Source organism: uncultured Alistipes sp. (genome assembly GCF_963931675.1).
Taxonomy (GTDB): Bacteria; Bacteroidota; Bacteroidia; order Bacteroidales; family Rikenellaceae; genus Alistipes.
The window spans coordinates 1,840,307-1,859,667 of record NZ_OZ007039.1; the positions used below are offsets into that span (position 1 = coordinate 1,840,307).

General features: G+C 47.8%; 12 protein-coding genes and 3 pseudogenes. 4 read left to right on the forward strand and 11 right to left on the reverse strand.

Annotated elements, in window-relative coordinates:
- From ABGT65_RS07815 to ABGT65_RS07825, 3 genes are all read left to right on the forward strand, one after another.
- The gene (locus tag ABGT65_RS07815; RefSeq protein WP_087309029.1) at positions 1-1,080 is read left to right on the forward strand and encodes an IS110 family transposase; all 1,080 of its coding nucleotides are present in this window, start codon (positions 1-3) and stop codon (positions 1,078-1,080) included.
- A gap of 379 nt (positions 1,081-1,459) precedes the next feature.
- Positions 1,460-1,843 (forward strand): hypothetical protein, encoded by a 384-nt coding sequence (locus tag ABGT65_RS07820; RefSeq protein WP_346701112.1) that lies wholly within the window; start codon positions 1,460-1,462, stop codon positions 1,841-1,843.
- Positions 1,844-2,280: 437 nt separating this feature from the next.
- A complete protein-coding gene (locus tag ABGT65_RS07825; RefSeq protein WP_346701114.1) occupies positions 2,281-3,414 on the forward strand; it encodes a site-specific integrase in 1,134 nt (377 codons plus the stop codon).
- A gap of 1,092 nt (positions 3,415-4,506) precedes the next feature.
- On the opposite strand, the gene ABGT65_RS07830 is transcribed toward ABGT65_RS07825, so the two are convergent.
- From ABGT65_RS07830 to ABGT65_RS07860, 7 genes and pseudogenes are all read right to left on the reverse strand, one after another.
- Positions 4,507-6,237 (reverse strand): ABC transporter ATP-binding protein, encoded by a 1,731-nt coding sequence (locus ABGT65_RS07830; RefSeq protein ID WP_141427655.1) that lies wholly within the window; start codon positions 6,235-6,237, stop codon positions 4,507-4,509.
- Between the two features lie 8 nt (positions 6,238-6,245).
- Positions 6,246-6,563, reverse strand: coding sequence for a methyltransferase domain-containing protein (locus ABGT65_RS07835; protein ID WP_346701116.1), 318 nt, complete (start codon positions 6,561-6,563; stop codon positions 6,246-6,248).
- A gap of 8 nt (positions 6,564-6,571) precedes the next feature.
- Positions 6,572-7,711, reverse strand: a complete 1,140-nt coding sequence (locus tag ABGT65_RS07840; RefSeq protein WP_346699178.1) for an IS481 family transposase — start codon at positions 7,709-7,711, stop codon at positions 6,572-6,574.
- Positions 7,712-7,785: 74 nt separating this feature from the next.
- A pseudogene (locus ABGT65_RS07845) lies at positions 7,786-8,121 on the reverse strand (class I SAM-dependent methyltransferase); the annotation flags it as partial.
- 7 nt (positions 8,122-8,128) lie between these two features.
- Positions 8,129-9,931 carry an ABC transporter ATP-binding protein gene (locus ABGT65_RS07850; protein WP_346701117.1) on the reverse strand — a complete coding sequence of 601 codons (1,803 nt, stop codon included), beginning with the start codon at positions 9,929-9,931 and terminating at the stop codon, positions 8,129-8,131.
- Positions 9,932-9,941: 10 nt separating this feature from the next.
- On the reverse strand, positions 9,942-10,763 hold the full coding sequence (locus ABGT65_RS07855; RefSeq protein ID WP_346701118.1) for a class I SAM-dependent methyltransferase: 822 nt from the start codon (positions 10,761-10,763) through the stop codon (positions 9,942-9,944).
- Positions 10,764-10,893: 130 nt separating this feature from the next.
- Positions 10,894-11,505: a helix-turn-helix domain-containing protein gene (locus ABGT65_RS07860; protein WP_346701119.1), complete on the reverse strand. Its 612-nt coding sequence runs from the start codon at positions 11,503-11,505 to the stop codon at positions 10,894-10,896.
- A 263-nt stretch (positions 11,506-11,768) separates the two neighbouring features.
- On the opposite strand from ABGT65_RS07860, the pseudogene ABGT65_RS07865 reads away from it, so the two are divergent.
- A pseudogene (locus tag ABGT65_RS07865) lies at positions 11,769-12,447 on the forward strand (KilA-N domain-containing protein); the annotation flags it as partial.
- Positions 12,448-12,578: 131 nt separating this feature from the next.
- Here the strand turns inward: ABGT65_RS07865 and ABGT65_RS07870 are convergent.
- From ABGT65_RS07870 to ABGT65_RS07885, 4 genes and pseudogenes are all read right to left on the reverse strand, one after another.
- A complete protein-coding gene (locus ABGT65_RS07870; protein WP_346701121.1) occupies positions 12,579-13,694 on the reverse strand; it encodes a PepSY-associated TM helix domain-containing protein in 1,116 nt (371 codons plus the stop codon).
- An 8-nt stretch (positions 13,695-13,702) separates the two neighbouring features.
- The gene (locus ABGT65_RS07875) at positions 13,703-15,079 is read right to left on the reverse strand and encodes a DUF4374 domain-containing protein (protein WP_346701123.1); all 1,377 of its coding nucleotides are present in this window, start codon (positions 15,077-15,079) and stop codon (positions 13,703-13,705) included.
- A gap of 34 nt (positions 15,080-15,113) precedes the next feature.
- Positions 15,114-17,498: a TonB-dependent receptor gene (locus tag ABGT65_RS07880; RefSeq protein ID WP_346701125.1), complete on the reverse strand. Its 2,385-nt coding sequence runs from the start codon at positions 17,496-17,498 to the stop codon at positions 15,114-15,116.
- A gap of 369 nt (positions 17,499-17,867) precedes the next feature.
- A pseudogene (locus tag ABGT65_RS07885) lies at positions 17,868-19,340 on the reverse strand (OmpA family protein).
- Positions 19,341-19,361: the final 21 nt, after the last annotated feature.

A 19,361-nucleotide genomic window follows, 5' to 3' on the forward strand; every position in this document is an offset into this window, starting at 1 on the left:
ATGAGAGGACAAAGAAACGAAATTAGTTTCAGAGGACAAAAGATTTATATAGGGATCGATGTCCATTTGAAGAGTTGGTCGGTTACGGTCTTGTCGGAGACCTCCGTGCTGAAGAAGTTTAGTCAGCATCCGAGTCCGGAAGCATTGCACGGATTTCTGGCGCGGAGTTATCCGGGAGCCGAATATCATTCGGTATACGAAGCCGGCTTCTGCGGGTTCTGGATACACGAACGGCTGACGGCATTAGGGATTGACAACATCGTGGTCAATCCGGGGGATGTTCCGACCAAGAGCAGTGAAAAGCTTCGTAAGAGTGACGCCGTGGATAGCAGCAAGCTGGCGCGGAGTTTACGAGCCAACGAACTGAAAGGCATTTACACGCCGGACAGCGCATCGTTGGAGATGCGTTCCTTGATAAGATTGAAGAACTCGATAACAAAAGACACGACGCGTCAGAAGAACCGGATCAAGTCCCAATTGCGGTATCTGGGCATTGGGATTCCACAAGAGTTCCTCGAACCGTTCTCCAACTGGTCAAAACGTTTTATTGCCTGGTTGAAGGAGGTTGAAACCCTCACACCGAGCGGGCGTCAGGCCCTCGACATTCAAATCCGGCATCTGGAGGAGCTACGCCGCCAGAAGTTGGAGATGACACGGGCTTTGCGGACATTGGCCAAGACGGACCGGTTTCGCGAACCGCTGCGGTTGATTATGACCGTTCCGGGGTTCGGACAGGCTACGGGAATGGCATTTCTTTCGGAGATATGCGACATTGCCCGTTTCCGCAATGCCGAACAACTGGCCGCCTATATCGGGATGATCCCGATGTGCCATTCCAGTGGAGAGAAAGATGGGACAGGAGACATTACCGTGCGAAGAAACGCCGTCATGCGCTGTAACCTGATAGAGGCCGCATGGGTGGCGGTACGTCAAGACCCTGCGATGAACCTGTTTTTTACTGAACAGTGCAAGCGAATGCCAAAGAGCAAGGCCATCGTAAAGGTCGCTCGCAAACTGGTCAACAGATTATACTTCGTACTCAAGCACCAGACTGATTATGTCAATAGTGTCATGTCATAGAGAAACCCTTCCGGTAAACGGATTTTCCCAGAGAGAATACTACATGATGTTTGCGGCGTTAACGTCCGCTTAAAATAGTTTGCTCCTCTGGCCTTTGTAAACTAATACAGGAACATGCGGCAGCGTGCTGACCGCTGTGGAAAGTCTGTTTACCGAAGGTTTTTTACGGGTTCTGAAATCTCGGCTTTCGAAAGGGCCAAAGGTGTTAAGCACGAAGTGTCTCCGCACCGGCTCGATCAGAGGCCGGCGGAGTCACTTGTGCCTTGACCTTTGGCCGGGAAGATCTTCAAGAAACGCAATATGTTGTTAATGAAATAAAAACAAATCTAACCAAAAACTTTGATCCAAATTTATTTGGATTGTAACTGGAAAGAATAACATGGAAGATTTAGTACAATTTAGGCTTTCTTCTATAGCCACAGAAATTGCTAATGATTTTGCAGAAAAGTATTTCTTCGATGATAATCAGGATGCTGCAAAATTTGGGATGGCCTATGCCTTAAAATATTGTCGTAATGAAATAGATATTGAGTCTATCCTTACAGGTAAGGTGCAGTCGGATATTTATAATAATAATGGTTCAAATTATAGTACTGGTGGAATTGATCCTGATGGCAAGATTGCCACTGTTATAAAAGGAATATATCCAAATTGTACTACACCTTATCGATATGTAAGAATCTTAATGATTTATGGACTCGTCAAACTCAAAGAGAAGATTTCTTCAAAAGAGGATTTTATTGCATTAATTAGCGAGATTTGATAGCGCTTATTTATGACAGAATTTTCGACAAAGAATGTGCTTATTAAAAGATCTAATATGACTAAGTTTTTTGTTTTTGGATACCTTGAGAGTAAGACTATTGCAGGTTGAGTAATAGTAAAGAAATTTGCGGTCCTCAATAGATTAAAGAATGAAACTAGGGGGCAACATGTTACATTATGGAGAATGATGGGGTAGTTGCATTATTTGAATTTACCAGATTTATAAAGCAAAGCCATAAAATGAAAACAAAAGCCAAACAAGTGCAAATAAAATAGCTTATTTACAATACTTTGCAGGGCGTTTGATGGTTTCAGTTGTTTTCATTCTTTTCAGTTGATTGGTTCTTTTTCGGTACAATTTTGTTCCTCGTTTGTTTCTCAATATCGACCTTTATCATATCTTTGCAACAGAAACAAAATTATGAAGGGATTGATATGCCACGAATAAAGAAGCCTACAAAAGTAAAAGAGCCTGTCCGCCTTCGGACAAAGAAGCTGGCAGATGGAAGCCAAAGTCTGTATCTTGATATATACCGTTTCGGCAAACGAACATACGAATATCTTAAGTTGTACCTCATTCCGGAAACGGACAACAATGCCCGTCTGCAGAATCAGGCGACCATGAATGCCGCCAATGCCATCAAATCGAAGCGCATAATCCAACTTACCAATGGCGAGGCCGGAATCGAACACAGGGAAAAGGTTTTTCTTTTAGACTGGATGAAGACCTACAAAGAGAATCAGGCGAAGCGTGGTAAAAAGGACGGGAACCAAATAATGGTAACTATCCGCATACTGAAGGATTATGCGGGTGAACGCATGACAATGGATCAGATTGACAAGGCATTCTGCCAAGAGTATATCGACTATCTGCAGACGGAGTATCGCCCCAAAGGAAAACGGGTGTCAAACTTTACGCTTCACACTTATTACCGTATTCTGAACGGAGCTTTGAATGCCGCCGTTCGTGCGGATATTATCAAGTCCAACCCGTTTACGAAGATCAACAACTCGGATAAGATACGCTTGCCGGAGAGCAAACGCTCGTATATGACCATTGAAGAGGTCCGGGCACTGATTGCTACTCCGATGAAGAATAAGGCCGTAAAACAGGCTTATTTGTTCTCTTGCTTCTGTGGATTGCGAATAAGCGACATTATCGGTTTGAGATGGAAAGATGTTTTTGTGGATAGAGGTCAATATCGCCTTGCTGTGTCCATGCAGAAAACCAAAGAGCCGATTTATTTGCCGCTTTCACCAGAAGCGTTAAAGTGGATGCCGGAGCGAGGAGACAAGATGGCGGAAGACCACGTCTTCGACTTACCGAGTCCAACGATGATAAACCTGCTGCTCAAACCATGGGCGAAAGCGGCCGGCATAGACAAACGTTTCTCATTTCATACCGCCCGTCACACGTTTGCGACGATGATGCTGACGCTTGGCGCTGACCTCTATACAACCTCGAAGTTGCTCGGTCATGCCGACGTGAAGATGACACAGGTATACGCCAAAATCATCAATCAGAAAAAGGACGATGCAGTCAATCTGGTGAACGGGTTGTTCGACTGAAACATGGATTGTTCTTTGTACCGAAGCGGTCATATATATTTTAGTTTACTTTAGTATCTATATATAAGGGAGAAAAACTAAAGTAAACCGTTTCCAGATAAACAACTGAAAGAAAATCGGTGGTGAAAGTTTGAGTCAAATACGGGCTTTGGGCATCCTGTATAAAAGGGACAAGTCGTCGATAGGATTGACCTCCCGCCAATGAAAAATATCTCTGAATAGGCTGCGGGGATAGGTTGTTTGATTCGGATATAATTGTTTCGTTTTACATCTTCTTTCTCCCTCTTGTCGCTTGACTGCTGTGCGTGTCGCTGGAGAAATTTCGATGGCAATACTATGTCTAACCATACCAACCTGTTTGCCACTAAATAATCAGTCCGGCATTGGACAACGAGATCGCCCCTGCTTGCAGATTGTGTGGCATTCCTCCCGCCGACGAACGGCTGACGGGGTATTAGGCTATTATATCAGTTAGTAATTATATATCATTAGTTATCAATAATATAAATGCATTTTTGAGAGTTGTAGATAACAAAATAGCACCAAATCTATTCGCTGTTAAATTACCGGACGAATGCTGTCCACTCAAGGTGCAACAAAGGAATGGATAGGTACAAAATGGCATTCCACAAGATGTTGTCGGAGCAAGATGAGGGAAAATGGAAAGGCAAGGTATGGTCGTAGACCAGTTTCCACCTTTTCTTTTCCCTTCAAGATAGGTATGTGACTTAATATATTTTATTATCAGATATATAATACGGCAAATACCTAATTGAATAACAGAATAGTAACAACTTGGCAATATATGGTTCCAACTAATTACCTATACGATTTTTTACCAGAATCTTGTTAATTAGAAAATCTATCGCAATATGTCAACAATGTATCTATTATTTCATATAAACAGGTAGTGTTTGCCATAGCCGGAATGAGTAACCAACTGTTTGTTTCTACTTACATGCTTCAGTTGCCAGATAAAACAAGTTTGGAAAAATTCCTATTATGTCAATTAAAGGAGTAAATCATTCACATATAAGATGGACTGAAAAGGAAGTATTAAAACATTAATTCCATTTTCAGTCCATTTTACAATTACAGTTTCCACCCGGAAATACTTTCCTGTATATTCCACAAATGAGCATAAAGTCCGTCCTTTTTGACAAGCCCATCGTGTGTGCCTTCTTCCTCTATCCGTCCGTTATCCAAAACGATTATCCGGTCGGCATCCTTGATTGTTTTGAGCCTGTGGGCAATGGCAATGACGGTACGTCCTTTAATCAACGAGTCGATGGCTCGTTGTACCTCCACTTCGTTTTCAGGGTCGAGCGAGGCGGTAGCTTCATCCAGCAGGATGACTTGTGCGTCTTTCAGCATGGCACGGGCAATGGATATGCGTTGTTTCTCGCCTCCGGACAATGTACAGCCTCCTTCGCCAACCATCGTGTCGTAGCCTTGCGGCAAGTGCATGATGAAGTCGTGGCAACAGGCTTTCTTGGCGGCGGCAATGATTTCCTCGTCCGTCGCATTCGTCTTGCCGAAACGGATGTTGTTGCGTATGGTGTCTTGAAACAGATAGACATCCTGGAACACCATAGAAATGTGGCTCATCAGACTTTCGGGAGCTATCTCGTCCATCGGTACACCACCAAAGAAAATGCGTCCCTGTTGCGGGTCGTAGAAACGGGCGCAAAGTTTCATCACCGTGCTTTTCCCGCTTCCCGAAGGTCCGACAAGAGCCGTCAAGGAGTTTTTCGGGAGCGTAATGTTTATATCATGCAACACTTCCTTGTCTTGATAGGCAAACGATACGTGTTCAAACCGGATATCGCCTGCTGCCGGGGATTGCCGTTCTCCTTTCATCTCCGGCTCGTTCATCAAGGAAAGGATGCGTCCACCGGCAATGGAAAAATAGCGGAACTCGGTAAAGTTTGTCAGTGCGGAAGTCAGCGGGTCGAACACACGAGAACCGACTACAAGGAATAGCACGAATACAAGGATTGAAAGTTGCCCTCCCAACAGAAGGTAAGTTCCACATAGCACCATCATTGTCAGCCCGGCACGTACTAAAGTGATGCTCAACAAGACGAATGGGCCTAACAAGGCCTCCTGACGGATGCAAGCACGGCGAAGTTCCGCAAAAGCATCGCGCAACCTAACAAAGCGGTCACCTATCAGATTGTACGCTTTCATTACACGAATACCCTGTAAGTATTCTTCCAACCGATTTCCAGCATTTATTTTTGCTTGAATTTGCCTGCCGCTTAACTTCCGCTGTGCCTTTGTGCTTGCCCACAGAACGAGCAAGGCAAGCGGCAAGGCGGCAAACATACTGACCGCCATCCTCCAATCTATCCATACAAGCGAAGCAAAAGCCAGTACGGGCATGACTATGGCACCCATAAGTTGGGGCAGGTGGTGCGAAATTCCGGTTTCTGCCATCATGAAGTCCGTAACAAGCATAGACGACAAATCACCCGGATCACGTTTCGACAAAAAGCCCAACGATAGTTTCCGCAAGTGCTCCGCCAGCGACAAACGCCCGGAAGCACTCATTTCGTATGCTCCTCTAAAATTGGCTCGGTAGGATGCCCGTTCTGCCAAAGCCATGACCAGCATATAAACAGCCATAATGCCGAATATCCACCACAGGCGGGTCGTGTCAAGCGGCTGTCCGCTCCCGTCAAATGCACTGAAAATGATACGTATCGCTTCTATGGAAAGACAGAACGGCACGATATTGACTAAGTTGGCAAGCATGGTGTAACCCACCGGCTTGTAAAGTCTTTCCGTGTGACCTATTGTAATATTCTTTATTGCATTCATATCTTATTTTATTTATATGCTATAATATGTATTTCTTCCTTTTTACGGATTGTTCTGATGGATGAAAATCCGGCTTCATGCAACCGCTCTTCCAATTCTGCCGGAGTATAGACAACCATACCGTCTATCCGTTCCGTCCACATTTTTCCAAGTTCGGGGTCGCTCGCTTCCAGACTAATAAGGAAACAACCTCCTTCTCGGAGAACACGCGCCACTTCAGACAACGCTATGTTTACAGGCGACCAAAAATAGACCGTTTCAAAAGCCGTGATAGCATTAAAGAATCCATCCTCATAAGGTGTAATAGTCAAGACTTGTTCTGACATTTTCTATACTATCGGGCAAAAAAAGTGTCCGATGCCATCTGCGAAGATACGCAACTATTCTCACTCTCACAACCTGGTGAGCCAATAACCTGCTCATCAGGTTGTATTTTCCCTGCATCCTGCAATTGATATCTCCTTGCCACCTCCATTCCTTCGAGGAAAGTCTGCATGGGTGTTTTCCCGAAACAGTATTTCCCGGAGTGCGTCCTTTGCGTGTTATAGGAGTTCATCCAAGTGTCAAGGTCTGCCTGCAGTTGTTCTATCGAGGTGTATATCTTCTTCCTGAAAGCGATGGCGTAGAATTCGTTCTGGACAGTCCTGTTGAAGCGTTCACAGATGCCGTTTGTCTGCGGGCTCTTGGCCTTGATCTTGGAATGGTCTATGTCCTCGATGGCCAGATACAGTTCGTATTCATGTGTTTCCCTGTTTCCGCAGTATTCGGTTCCCCTGTCCGTGAGCATCCTCATCAGTTTCAGGTCATGCTGCTCGAAGAACGGAACCACCCTGTCATTGAGCATGTCCGCCGCCACGAGCGCGTTCTTCCTGTCGTAAAGTTTGGCGAATCCGATTTTGGAATAGGTGTCGATGACCGTCTGCTGGTAAATGTGCCCCACGCCTTTGATATACCCTACATAATAGGTGTCCTGCGCCACAAGGAAGCCTGGATAATAAGTCTCTATTTCCCCGTGTGCCTGTTTCTCCGCCTTGGCTTTTTCCAGCGCGGCCACCTGGTTCTCGTCAAGCACGATGCCTTCCTGCTCCACCTTGGTCGAAAGTGCCTTCAGGCGTTTCTGGAAGGTCTCCATGTCATGCCTGAGCCAGATGGAGCGCACTCCTCCGGGAGATACGAGTATGCCTTTCTTGCGCAGCTCGTTGGATACGCGTACTTGTCCCAAAGCCGGGTTGGCTATGGCCATCTGCACTACAGCCTGCTCTATGCGCTCCTCCACGCGGTTCTTTATCACCGGCTTTTTACGGGAAATCTCCTGCAGGGCCAGTTCTCCGCCCTGCTCGTACAGTTCCTTGAAACGATAAAAACTGTCACGGCTGTATCCCATAATCTTGCAGGCTCGTGACACGTTTCCCAACTGTTGGGACAGCTCAAGCAGTCCCAGTTTGTTCTTGATGACTTTTTCTGATGTGGTCATAACTTAATCTGCTTTTATGTTACAAATCTACTCTTTTTATGCGTAACTGTCAGATTAAGTCTTGACTAATTCACATAAGGTAATGAACAAACATTCCCTTGTTGTATGAAACATCTTTTATTCAAGTCTTTTTCGTTGTACTTTTGGGCGAATGAAACACTTTCTTCTGACAGGTCTATGCCGTAGATATTTCCTTTTGGACATAAATTCAATAAACGTTTCAAATTCGCACCACCGCCACAGCCTATATCAAGAACATTCCAATTCGGCTGCCATTCCACTTGCTTCATGCCACGATTAGCTAAAGATGCATGAAAACAATTCATTCCTCGCAAAATCATCCGTCCCCAAAATCCTTGCGGACAACTTGTGTTTTGCAAGACCTTGTTTAAGAAATTCTTCTTTCTCATATTGCTTTTAGTTTTTGTTCAACGTCCAATGGTATGCGCTCGTATAGGCATCCCACATGTTTTTATATACACCCTCCGTCACAGACAATTGTTCATGCCTTCCGCATTGCACAATGCTTCCTTCTTTCATGACGACAATCTGATGCGCAGAAATAATGGAAGAAAGGCGATGGGCAATCACAATGACCGTCTTGTCCTTTATCAGCGACTGCAAAGCCATCTGCATTTTATGCTCGTTTTCAGGGTCAGCGAAAGCAGTCGCTTCGTCCAACACCAGTATCGGAGCATTCTTCAATATGGCACGAGCCACACATATCCGTTGGGCTTCACCTCCGGACAGGAATACACCTTTATCGCCTATCCTTGTTTCGTAGCCTTGCGGCAAACGCTCTATGAAATCGTGGCATTGGGCAGCTTTCGCAGCGGCTATCACCTTTTCTTTCGTGGCATCAGGAGAGCCTACGGCGATGTTCTCATAAAGAGTGTCGTAAAAAAGGAAAGTGTCTTGAAAGACGAATGAAACCATATCCATCAGTTTTGCGGTAGGTATTTGGCGTATATCTGCACCGCCTATACATATTTTCCCTTGCTCCACATCCCAGAACCGGGGTGTCAGGTTGGCAACCGTTGATTTGCCGCTTCCTGACGGACCGACAAGGGCGGTTATCTTTCCTTGTGGTGCAATGAAGCTGACATCACGCAGGGCTTCCGTCCGTGTTCCCTGTTCTGTGTTCTCGTAGGAGAATGACACATGGCGAAATTCCACATCGTAAGCGGCAGGCACTTGCGGATGTACCGGCTCCGGCACAGGTTTCTTTTCAAGTATGCGGTCGATACGGTTTACACCTTCATCGATGTCGCGCGTGTTGCCTCCCAAGAATGTCAGTTTATAAACGGGGGAAGCCATACCCGGTCCCATGATAATGAAGAACAGCCATACTACCGCCAATGACAAGGATTGCGGACTGGCTTGCATCAGCAAGATGCCCATAGGAAGAATAAACGTTACCATCGAATTGAGCAAGACGGTAAAGGCAATCATCCCGTTCTGGTAGGTGTCACAGCATTTCAAGGCGAATGTCTTGTATGCCTGAATCTCGGCATTGAACTGACGGAACGAACGGACGCTTTGCCCGAATATCTTGACGACGGGCATTCCCCGTACATACTGCACAGCTGATGCGCTCATTTTTTCCTGTGCATCGTAGTAGATACCCATGAACTCCCTTGCCCTTTTTCCCATGAAATTGGAAAATTGCAGGAATAAGCTAAGCACCACAACGGCCAGGCACACGACTGTCAGCCACACATCCAGCGAGAAAAGGATGACCAGCATTACCACTACCGTTGCCATTACATTGACCAAATCCGGAATGGTATGGGCGATGAAGCCCTCTATTTTCTCGATATTCTGGTCCATTGTTTTCTTGATGGCTCCCGTAGAGGTATTGTTCAAATATCCCAAAGGCAGTTTGCCGATATGTTCAGACAGACGGACACGCAACCCATACAAGATACGGAATGCAGCCACATGTGAGGACATCAGGGCGGCATAGAGCAATATCAATCCGCCAACAAGCCCTCCAAATGCAATCCATCCCCAACGCATCATGTCCGTTCCGTCCAAAGCGGAAAGATTGGAGCCATTCGACAGCAACTCTTTCAAAATTTCATAAACTGCCCAATAAGGCACAAGCATACACACCGCGCTGCCAGCCGACAGCAGACCTGCCAATATAAGCAGGCCTTTCCTTTGTCCCGCTATCTCGAACAGACGGGACAGACCTTTTTTCTTTTTTGACTTTTCCATTGTTATTACGCTATTTTGATGTGATTTTATATCCGAGCAATGAACTGAATTTGTAGCAGAGCCAAGGGATGCGCCCCAATATCTGCCCGAAGAAGAATCCCCAGCGTGAACGGAAGAACTTCATATAGTTAGCCTGTTCAATGAGCTTTAAAGACGGTTCCCATTGTTCCACTACATACCCGTTGCTTATGCCGGAACGGATTTGAGCCTCGTGTTTGCGGAGCGAATCGGGCTTCACACCATGTCGGCTCATTATCGTGCCGCACACGTCAAACCACAATTCACCTCCCCCGAAACGGTTTGCCACGTGATGCAGGAAGGATTTTACTTGCTTCTCGTAGAAGTACATCAGTACCCCCTCCACGATGAAGATAAATTCTGCTTCGGGGTGCTTCCGGCGCAGGTCATCCATCCAGTCGGTCTCCAACAAAGACGCTTCAATATAGACATTGTCCGGCTGTTCGGGTATCAATTCCCGGCGTAGAGCAATGACCTCAGGCAAATCTAAATCATAAAAGACTGCTTTCTGACTTCCGATACGCTGGAAACGGGTATCCAGTCCACATCCCACATTTACGACTACCGGACGGGGATGCGTGTCGATGAAACGTTTTACTGCACGGTCAAAATACCAACCGCGCACCACGCATCCCACTTCGCTCAACTTTGCCCCGTCGAACTGGGAATAATCGTATTCCAAACTGTCCGCCAGCCATTCCGCAGCCTTGTCATATAGAATGGGATTATTCCGGCGACTTTCTTTGGCTCTCATGTATAGCGGAATAAGCAATGTTTCCGCTACAATACTCTTAAACTCGTATTTCTGTCTCATATTTTTGGAGTGTTTAATAGTGAACGATATTCAGAATTGTTCATAAAAAAAGGAGGAAACCTCCGTGAAGATTTCCTCCTTACCAACCGTTCTGATGCGGTTGAATGTTCGTATGTACGTTGTCTGTATCTCATATCTTGATAATAGCCCTCCAACCTTGGATTTCAAACAGGATATAATCGTGCAAAATAGCCTCCATCTCTTGCCGGGGTACGGAATGCATCAATAGCTCCTCGAACATCGTGAACATCCATACCGTATGCAAATGAATGATAAAATCGGACACAGCCGTATTGATTTCGGGATGTTTCCGCTGCATGGACGCGAACCACGCCTTAACCAATTCCGTGGAACGGTCGGTATAATTCTCACGGAAGCGTTCCAATGAAGAACCTTGCGCACGGAACAACAGCATTTCCATTAGCGAACGGTGTTTGTCTATAAGCGAAACATATTCGTCAATGCAGGATTTCAGGTATTTTTCCGACCGCATCATCATAATATCTTCGCCCCGTATTCCGTGATGTTCCTGCAACATGGCCTCCATAGCGTACAGGACGGGATAGACCACCTCATGAAACAGTTCGTCCTTGCTCCGGAAATAATTGTATATGTTCCCCACACCGACACCGACGGCCCCGGCAATCTCGCGCATGGAGGTTTTGGAATACCCCTTCTGCCCGAACTGCTGTTCGGCGACTGCCAATATGCGGCCGCGTATGTCTTCTTTGAGCACCTGCATAAATAATGAACGATGTTTCCGTTTATACTTTTGCAAAAGTACGGGGTTTGAATCGACTGGACAATACCTATTTGTGGTGATTTTACATGCTTGAAATAAGGGAAAGGCAGACATCGCCGGAAGTAGCGGCTTTACCGGGATTCGTCTCGGCGATGTGTCTATACAAACATGAACTTTCCAGTCGTAAAAAGCTCTTCCAAAAGGATATAATTCAACGGATTGTAACTATCTTTGCGACTGAAACCCCAAGAAACATCAACAGAATGGCAAAAATTAAAGTTCAGAACACAGAGATAACTATCATCAACCACGATGATAAGGATTATATATCATTAACGGATATGGTGCGTAACATAGAAAATGGACTGGCTCTTATCGAAAAATGGTTACGCAACAAAAATACGATAGAGTTCCTTGGAATATGGGAAGAAATGTACAATCCGGATTTTAATTCCCCCGAATTCGAGGGAATTAAAAATGAAGCCGGACTGAACCGGTTTATTCTTTCAGTGAAGCAATGGACTGAAAAGACCAATTCGAGAGGGCTTATTGCAAAAGTCGGACGTTAATGCCCATAAGGACATTGCGTTTGAATTTGCCTCTTGTGTTTCTCCCCAATTCAAACTCTATCTGTTGAAAGAGTTCCAACGTCTGAAAGAACAGGAACAAACCCAATTAGGCTGGTCTGCCAAACGGGAACTGTCGAAAATCAATTACCGCATACATACCGACGCCATAAAACAGAACCTTATCCCTGCAGAGGTGACAGCCAAACAAGCCAGTATTATCTATGCCGATGAAGCCGATATGCTGAATGTGGCGATGTTCGGCATGACCGCCAAGATGTGGCGTGAACAACACCCCGAACTGAAAGGGAATATCCGGGACTATGCCTTTATTAACGAATTGATTTGCCTTTCAAATATGGAAAACCTCAATGCAACCAAGAAGTAAAAATATCTCTCTGCGAACTGAATATTTGAAAGATATCTCCATCAGGAGTACGAACAAAAAGAGGACGACTAAGATTTAGTCGCCCTCTTTTCCGTTTTTTCACATCTTTCGCTCTAAACTCAAAACTCTTTTTTCCTTGAAGGGTGTCTTTTCTTTTTCAGCCACAAGTAATACCCGCTCAGAGGCAGGATTCCGCCGATGAAGGCCGCCAGAAAGTAGAGCACCTTTGTCGTCATTCCGCCCCACGAACCGGTGTGGAAGGCATAAAACCACCACTTCATCTTCTGCGCACGGGGAACGTCTTCATAGACCGTAAGTTCTTTTATTTCTCCGGTCTTCGTGTCGAACGTGGCCGTGTCGGCGGCCCGCATTCCCCCCGGCCTGTTGACCTGTGCTTTTCCTGCCGTCAGCGAAATGGACGCATACGACGTGTAGCTGGCTTGAAGCTCAGAGGCCACGTCGTCCCACAGGGCGTAGTCGAACGGTTCCGCCTCCTTCTTTTCCTGTTTTCCCTGCTCCGGCCGGGCAGGCATGGCGGGACGGGCGGTCGATACCCCGAACAGGCCGTAGGCCAGCGTGCGATACCACTGGAACGTCTGGGGAAGTCCCGTCAGCCCCATGACCAGCAACAGCAAGGTGGCGTAAAAGCCCAAAGAGACGTGGCTGTCGTACCAAAAACGCCACCAGCCCTTGTTGCACGACACGCTCAGGCGGTTTTTCAACGCCTTGCGGGTACGGGGCCACCAGATGACAAGCCCGCTGACCAGAATGACCATCATGATAATCGTAGTAACGCCCACAACCACCTTGCCTACCGTCTTCACTCCCTTGACCGGAGGCGGGTCCATCAGCCAGCGGTGCATTTGGCGCATGGTCTGGAAGAACGGGTAACTCTTGGTCCACCCGTTCACCTCGCCGGTGTATGGGTTCACGCTCAGCGAACGCTTTCCCGTACCTTTGAACGTGGCCATACAGGCGGCATCCCGTTCGCCCGGCAGTTGCAGGGAGAGCAGTTTCAACGAATCGGGAACCTGCCGACGGATAGAGGCGACCAGTTCGGACGGCGGCAGCGGGGTGTCCCCTTCTGTGTACGTGACTTTATAGATTTCCGGATTGAGGCTTTCCGTTATGTCCCGCTCAAAAACGAGGGCTGCCCCCGTGAGGCAGATAACCGTGATTATCAACCCGACGGGGACAGACAGCCATAAATGTATTTTCCGAAATACCTTATTCATAGAACGGCCTATTTTTGATACAGCAGGCTTACACCCTTGATCGTTTCAGCCTCGACTGTCGTGCCTTTTGTGGCTTGTCCGTTCCGGTTGATGGTGTACAGGTTTGCGCCTGCGGTGGTCTGCACTTCGAAAGTTACCGTACCGTTGGACGTGTCGGTAGCACAAGCCAACGCGATATCCACGACATCGGTGGCTGCCGGCATACCGGTCACAGGCGTGTAATCCGTTGTCTCTACATCGAAGATACCGAACGTCAGGTGGGTACCCTCGTTGTATCCTTCCTGTCCGGGATTGGTGAAGAGCTGCAGGCAGAATTTGTTGTCGCCCAAGTAGTAGCATCTCCACAAGTAGCGGTTGCCTGTCTTGTCATTCAGGTTCACGTAGTAATCGTTGTCGATAGCCACGGGCTTGCCGCTCTGAATGTTGCTGCCGCTGATGCGCAGCACGGCAGAAGGTACTTCCATGTTACCCGATCTGAAGTTCTTGCCGCCTTGGCAAAACAGGTAGATGTTGTCGCCTACCACTTCAATTCCGGTTTCTGTACGAGACCGGGAATTGCCTTTGATTTGTCCGGCTTCTTGACCCACATGGTCTTCGCTCTTGCGGATAATCATGTTCTGGAACTTCAAATATTCCTTGTCCGCATCTGTCGGGTCGAACTTGTAAACGCCCAAGTAGAAGTTCTTGTCCAAATCAGTACCATAGGAAGCCTTTGCGCGTTGGTAGTTGTTATCTTGTACCGTGTGCTTGGTGGTATAGGCCAGCAGCACGTAGTCGCCGTACTGGGCCATGTCGCCCACGCCCCATGCTTCATTGCCATATTGGCTGGTCATTTGGCTGGCCGGTTCTTTGGAGCTGTCATCACAGTCAAGCACTCCATTCGTGGTTACGCTGGAGAAATCAGAGACTTTAATAAATTTCACGCGCGAGGTGTGGTCGTTGTCTGTGGCTTGGTCGGACAGGCCGAGCAGGTAATCATTGAAGAAGCAGCGTGCCTTCACGTCACCATCCAATTGCAGGCGGCTTCCGTGTTCGACAAGTTGGCCGTCAACAAGCTTCCAAGCCTGCGAAGGACCGGCTGTACCTCCCTTCGAAGGATAATTCATGCCAATCAGTATTTCGTTGTTGTAATTCACAAAGTCCGGATTGCTCGCATCGAAGGACATGCGGCCATTCTTGTTAGTCGGGTCAATCGTGCCTTTGGTGGGGTCGCTGGTCAACTGCAGATAGTTGGCCGTCCCGTCCGCCGTACCGCTCATTACCACATACTGTATGGCAGATTTGTCTCCCAGACCTCCGTCTCCGCCATCTCCGTTATCGTCACTACAGGCTGCAAATGCACATGCGCACAGCGCCATACTGAATAATTTGAAACTGTCTTTCATTTTTTCTATTGTTTTAATTTTTATATAATGGTTCTTATTTCATAAAGCTATAACCAAACTTGACGGCAAACGCACGTCCCGGCTTCTGCATCTTGAAGTTGTCGTACAGGCGGGCGTCGAAGATGTTGGTACATTCGGCCGACACGGTGAACTCCGATTTTTTCCCGAAATTGTAGCTGACAAAGAGGTCGTGCGAGAATTGGGTGGGAATGTCGTATTCCTCGTTCTGGTACACATTCCACTCGTAGCTGAACTTCTGAATATAGTTCATCATATAATGTATGTCCAGCGTAGCTCCTTTCATGAACACGTTGCGCAAGGTCAGCCCGGCTTCCCCGTTGCCATACATGTAGGGAATGGCAGGTATGCGTTCTTTGTAGTTCTTGCTCTCCTGCTGTGTGCCCGTCACGTATTTGGTCAGGCTCCGCATGTCGATGTAGCTGAAATTGCCACCAATGAAGAAAATATCCTTCCACGTGTAGCGGATACCCCAGTCTGTACCCAAGTTGCGCACGCGGCCGTCGTTCTGCGAACTGGCACGCCCGCTGTCGTTGTTGGTCGTGCGGCGGATATAGTCGTTAATCTCGCGATACTGGAAAGCCGCATCCACGGTCAGCCGGTGGCCGTTCATGTCTATGGGGGTGGTCGTGACGCTGACATTGATATTGTTGCTCGATTCCGGTTTCAGGTCGGAGTTGCCCCGCTCGATGTCGTCGCCCGAACCGAAGAGTTCGCGGCTGGTAGGCAGGCGAAGGGCATATTCATACGACAGTCTCAACTGCGTGTGCTGTCCCCAGAAATAGGTACTGGCCAAACCGCCTCCCCAATAGGAAGTGGTGTTGCTGAAATCCTGATAGTCGATTCCGCCATTCGGGTCGAGGTAAGCCTCCAAGTGGTTCAGGTAGTGCTTCACGAAGGCGGAGGTGTTCCACTTGCCTTTGTAGTCGTACTTGTAGCTCAGTCCTGTCACCAACTTCATGCTCTGCGACGGGTGCTCGTAGGTGGGCTTGTATGCCGTCTCGTCCTTGCCGGAACGGGAGAAGGTGGTGAGCGTGCTGCTCAATGACACGGATTGTCCGTCGGCAGGAAAGAGCGCCATGCGGAAGTTGGCCGCCCCGTTGTGATCCCGGTAGCGGTATTTCATGTACGACAGTTCACCCTGCACGCCTGTCGGATAGCTTTCGCCCAGCCAGTTGTATTTACAGGTGGCCGTATCTGCGGAGTAGGATTCACCGAGATTGTAGTTGCCGTTCAACGACACATGCAGCCCCTTCAGCACATTGAATTTCTTTTCATACGTCAGCTGCGGCATCAAGGTGTTTGCCGTGGTGTAGCGTGCGCCGTACACCCAATCCATCGTAGAACCGTTCTGCGTCTGCTTGTACTCATAGCCTCCGGTGAAACCGAAAAGCAGGCGGTCTGCCCACGACTTATCGACAACGCCGACTTTCAGAATGGCAGCCTCGTTGTGGTACATGGCATGGAAACGGCGCACGGTGAAATCCCCTTCCACCACCTGACCGCTTCCGTCTCCTTTCGTGTAGCTGTCGATGTGCACCTTATAGTCGTTGTCCGAATAGTTCTGGTAGGCGTTCAGAGAGACGTAGAAACCGTTCTTCGTGGTATGTTCCGCATAGACATTGCTCTTGTGCGTGTTGAACGAACCGTATGAATAAGAAGCGTTGACGCGCGTGCGGCGGCTGTTGTCGGTCACGATATTGATGGCTCCGCCGAGCGCATCGCCGCCCAATTCGATGGGCACTACGCCTTTATATACCTCCACGCGCTTGGCCAGCCCTGCCGGAATGTTGCTCAGACTGAAAGCCGAACTCATGCCGTCCATCGGCACTCCGTCGATGAAGATCTTGACGTGGCGGCCGGAAAAACCGTTCAGGGTGACATTGACTTCGGAACCCACACCTCCCGTGGAGCGTATCTTCACCCCGCTGATCTTGTCGATGACATTGGAGAGGTCCATCGTGGTGCTTTTCAGCTTGGCGGTTTCCACCAGCGATACGTTATAGGCCAGTCGTTGCACTTTTTCCGCCGGGCTTAACCCTTTTACCACCACTTCGTTCAGCACTTGGAAGTCCTCCTGCATCTCGATTTTGAGGAAATTGTCACCCGTAGCAACGGGAGTATATGTTTGCTGCACTGTCTTAAATCCCAAGAAAGAGACCGTAACAAGGATTTTGGGATATTTCTTTTCCAAACGAAATTCAAACTCCCCTTTTTCATTGGTCGATCCTCCCATTATATAGGTATTGTCTCCAGAAGAACGGAGTTCCACAGCGGCATAGCCCAAAGGCTGATTGGTGGTACTATCAATTACTTTTCCCTTGATAACCTGCGCATTTATGTTTACACAAAATATTGATAACAATATGGTTAAAATTGATTTTATTTTAATCCTACTCATTTTGTTTATGGTATAAATTAAACTGCCGCAAAATTATATTTATATCAAAATATCATCAATCCCGATTTTTAGGTATATATTAATAACAAATACCGTATTTAGTCTTAAAATACCCCTTTTTATAGTGATTTTTCTCCTTGAAATCATAAAAATCGTATTCTATATAGATTCGTTTTCACATCGAATTGAAAGGTATTTTAGGAAAAGACATATCCGCTATTCCGTCTGTCACAATTCGTACTGATGGGAAGCGACATTCATATTACAACACAAAAACGAGAGGAATCCTTTTCCGAACTCCTCTCGTTTAACTTTACCTGCAGCCGAGCCTCTGACCTAAGACATATTCAGCACGGCCCAACCGGAAGCTCACTTATTTCCCTTTGATTTAGGGAAGAACAGTTCCACCCTTGTATGTCGGTTGGCTTCCGTGGGGGCGTAATCGGAAATGCCACCTTCGCCGGTCTTGGTCATCCTGTCGGGCGACAACCCCCGCTTGTTCAGCTCCGAGGCGATATAGTCGGCTCTCGAAGCACTCAAGGCATTGTTGATACCAATTGTTCCGGTCGCACTATCGGCCGCTCCCGTGACTTTAACTTTCAGACCGTATTTCTTTGCCACCCGTGCCAGTTCGTCGAGATTGACCAATTGGGAGGGGTCTGTCAGGTGCGACGTGCCGAGTTCGAAGAAAAAGAAGATGGGAGCACCGATGCATTCCCGTCCGGACTGCATCCGAACGGCATAGTCTGCCAAAGTGCTGTCGGGAAGATTCTAGAACTGTCCTGTTCCGAGACCAGGCACGCTATCCGGCCAGTGCTGCAGGCTGTCTGCCCGGCCATTTCCATTCGGGGCTTGTCCTTCCAATGGTGATTTTCCGTTCCAATGCTTGTTCTTCAACCTTGCCCGCAGGGAGTTCAGCCCGCTGTAATTGTTCCTCGGATAACCTTTGCGCTAGATAGCATCGTCATCATCGAAGAAATGGCTGTACGTGTCGAGCAATCCTTCGATTTCCAGTATCTTCTTCAGCTCGGCCAGCGTCCGGCTATCCTTGTCATGCTGTCCCGCGTAGCGGCTGTTCTGTTCCGACAGTACATTGATATAATCGACGAGCTGCCGATCGCGGCGGATATAGGGGCTTGGGTCTATGGCCCGTTTCCAGCCGACCTTGCCGATATGGAAAGAGAATCCGGCAGTGAGTGAAAGCATGTGGTCGCCTAACCGATTCGCCTTGCCATACCCGTCGAAGTCTTGGAAGGTGGTCGTACCGGAGAGTTCCATGAGGGCGCTTACCCTTTTGGAAATGCGATACTGCCCTTGTATGCCGTAGGAGATTGCAAATGGGTTATGCCCGTTGGTCGCATGGTGCAGCAGTCCGATACCCGCAAAGGGTGCCAGATGCCAGCGCACCAGTTTCTGCCGGACATAGCTGCCGCCAAGCACATTCCACAGCAGATCCGCATGGAGATAATGGTACTCCTGCACGGCCAGCGTGCCGTCCTTGAACTGCAACCCGTTGTAATTTATGCGTGCACCTACCCACGGGGTAAACCACTTGCCGAGGGCAAGGCTGTACGAGGGTTTCAACCTCCCGAACAGGTCTTCGCAACCGAGCGGCGTGCCGAGAAAGGCTGTCGCACCTCCGGCGATACTGACAAACCAATTGCCGTTTCCCCGTGCCGGAACGACCACTCCGTCAAGGTATAAGGGCTGTAACGGCTGCAGCAGTTCTGTGTCATCGTAACGGTACGTGCGGTGTACAGTATCCCTTTCCGTGGGTTGTACATCCGCACGGGCTTGCAGCGAACAAAGTGCCGCAATAATGAAAATGATATTTTTCGTCATATTCTTATATCCTTAATTTGT

What these genes read in the sequence shown, in the direction of transcription:
- ABGT65_RS07815 (WP_087309029.1), top strand. Translation starts at nt 1, where the DNA reads ATGAGAGGACAAAGAAACGAAATTAGTTTCAGAGGACAAAAGATTTAT.
- ABGT65_RS07820 (WP_346701112.1), top strand. Translation starts at nt 1,460, where the DNA reads ATGGAAGATTTAGTACAATTTAGGCTTTCTTCTATAGCCACAGAAATT.
- ABGT65_RS07825 (WP_346701114.1), top strand. Translation starts at nt 2,281, where the DNA reads ATGCCACGAATAAAGAAGCCTACAAAAGTAAAAGAGCCTGTCCGCCTT.
- ABGT65_RS07830 (WP_141427655.1), bottom strand. Translation starts at nt 6,237, where the DNA reads ATGAATGCAATAAAGAATATTACAATAGGTCACACGGAAAGACTTTAC.
- ABGT65_RS07835 (WP_346701116.1), bottom strand. Translation starts at nt 6,563, where the DNA reads ATGTCAGAACAAGTCTTGACTATTACACCTTATGAGGATGGATTCTTT.
- ABGT65_RS07840 (WP_346699178.1), bottom strand. Translation starts at nt 7,711, where the DNA reads ATGACCACATCAGAAAAAGTCATCAAGAACAAACTGGGACTGCTTGAG.
- ABGT65_RS07850 (WP_346701117.1), bottom strand. Translation starts at nt 9,931, where the DNA reads ATGGAAAAGTCAAAAAAGAAAAAAGGTCTGTCCCGTCTGTTCGAGATA.
- ABGT65_RS07855 (WP_346701118.1), bottom strand. Translation starts at nt 10,763, where the DNA reads ATGAGACAGAAATACGAGTTTAAGAGTATTGTAGCGGAAACATTGCTT.
- ABGT65_RS07860 (WP_346701119.1), bottom strand. Translation starts at nt 11,505, where the DNA reads ATGCAGGTGCTCAAAGAAGACATACGCGGCCGCATATTGGCAGTCGCC.
- ABGT65_RS07870 (WP_346701121.1), bottom strand. Translation starts at nt 13,694, where the DNA reads ATGAATAAGGTATTTCGGAAAATACATTTATGGCTGTCTGTCCCCGTC.
- ABGT65_RS07875 (WP_346701123.1), bottom strand. Translation starts at nt 15,079, where the DNA reads ATGAAAGACAGTTTCAAATTATTCAGTATGGCGCTGTGCGCATGTGCA.
- ABGT65_RS07880 (WP_346701125.1), bottom strand. Translation starts at nt 17,498, where the DNA reads ATGAGTAGGATTAAAATAAAATCAATTTTAACCATATTGTTATCAATA.